Raw genomic sequence first — 1,712 nt, 5'->3', positions numbered from 1 at the left:
GGATAGGCGTCCGAGAGACGAATGAAAATGAACCCGCCGATGAACCGTCGTAACGTGGAAATCGTCGTCAAAACCAGAGGTGTGTCGTCCCTCTGGGATGAGCCCGCCGGAAGCCTGATGACCGGGCGGGCGGCGACCGGCGTTGAGGGGGCGTGAATCGGATGCAGGCGATGCCGCGGAACTGCAGGAACCAGTCGCTCCGATGGAAAGGGAGAAGCACAAGCGGAGAAGACCGCGAGGCGAGATTACCGACGCGGAGCACTGGGACGGACCGATCCGTATTAGCGACGAAGGCTCGTAATGGGGCCGGAGCAAAGGGATCGGATCAGGAGGGCTGGCCACCGTCGCAACTGACAACAGGAGGACGACGGTGAACCAGCCGAGCAAACCGTTCAACATCGACAAGAGAGAGGTGTACGAAGCATATCTGCAGGTGCGATCCAATGGTGGCGCAGCCGGTGTCGACGGAGTGACGATTGAGCAGTTCGAGTCCGACTTGAAGAGCAATCTCTACAAGATTTGGAATCGAATGAGCTCAGGCGCCTACTTCCCGCCGCCTGTTCGCGCCGTCTCCATTCCAAAGAAGAGTGGGGGCCAAAGGATCCTCGGGGTGCCCACTGTGGCAGACCGCGTGGCACAGACGGTTGTCAAACAACTAATTGAGCCGGCTCTCGACGCAATCTTTCTGGCGGATTCTTACGGCTACAGACCCGGTAAATCGGCTCTCGATGCCGTAGGCGTAACGCGACAGCGGTGCTGGAAGTACGATTGGGTTCTGGAGTTCGACATCAAGGGACTGTTCGATAATATCGACCACGAGCGTCTGCTGCGGGCCGTCCGGAAACATGTGACGTGCGCATGGGCGCTGCTCTACATTGAAAGATGGCTGACAGCGCCGATGGTGCAAGAGGATGGAACGATAATCGAGCGAAGCCGCGGTACCCCACAAGGGGGCGTGGTGAGCCCGATCCTCGCCGACCTCTTCATGCACTATGCATTTGATCTCTGGATGGCACGGATGTTCCCCGATCTCCGGTGGTGTCGGTATGCAGATGACGGGTTGGTACATTGTCGGAATGAGATGGAGGCGCAAAGCATTCGCGAAGCGCTCCAGGCTCGGCTGGCAGAGTGCTGCCTGGAACTGCATCCTACGAAGACGAGGATCGTCTACTGCAAGGACGACCGACGCCGGGGCAAGACTGAGACGGTCATGTTTGACTTTCTCGGTTATTGCTTCCGGCCGCGATCGGTCCTGCGGCCGCGTTCGCAGAGGATGTTCTGCGGGTTCACTCCGGCGGTCAGCAAACCAGCGCTGAATGCCATGCGAGCGACGATCCGAAGCTTGAAACTTCGCAAGCGAACCGAGGTGACTTTGGACGATATTGCCCGCGAGCTAAACCCGATGGTTAGGGGGTGGATCGCTTATTATGGGCAATATACGCGTTCGGCGCTCTATCCTTTGGCGCGCTACATCAACCAGACGTTGGCTATCTGGTTGAAGCGAAAGTACAAGCGCTTCCATCACCGCTTGGGACGCGCGCGTCTCTTCCTGGAGAAGATCGCGCGTGAGAACCGCAGGCTCTTTGTGCATTGGCAACTCGGCGATGGCGGCAAGCTTGCCTGATGGGAGCCGGGTGAGGCGAGAGTCTCACGCCCGGTTCTGCGAGAGGCTGGAGGTGAAATCCCTCCGGCCTACTCACCCGACAGTGCCG

2 protein-coding genes are annotated in these 1,712 nt (G+C 58.9%); both read left to right on the top strand.

What is annotated here, in order from left to right; genetic code table 11:
- Positions 1–21 precede the first annotated feature (21 nt).
- Positions 22–156, top strand: coding sequence for a hypothetical protein (locus ACM43_RS09715; protein ID WP_256436599.1), 135 nt, complete (start codon positions 22–24; stop codon positions 154–156).
- A gap of 214 nt (positions 157–370) precedes the next feature.
- Complete coding sequence (ltrA, locus tag ACM43_RS09710) at positions 371–1,624, top strand: group II intron reverse transcriptase/maturase (RefSeq protein WP_193375228.1); 1,254 nt, start codon at positions 371–373, stop codon at positions 1,622–1,624.
- Positions 1,625–1,712 lie beyond the last annotated feature (88 nt).

The organism is Bradyrhizobium sp. CCBAU 45321 (genome assembly GCF_028128975.1).
In the GTDB taxonomy this organism is placed as follows: Bacteria; Pseudomonadota; Alphaproteobacteria; order Rhizobiales; family Xanthobacteraceae; genus Bradyrhizobium; species Bradyrhizobium yuanmingense.
This window is presented reverse-complemented; position numbering and strand designations above follow the sequence as displayed.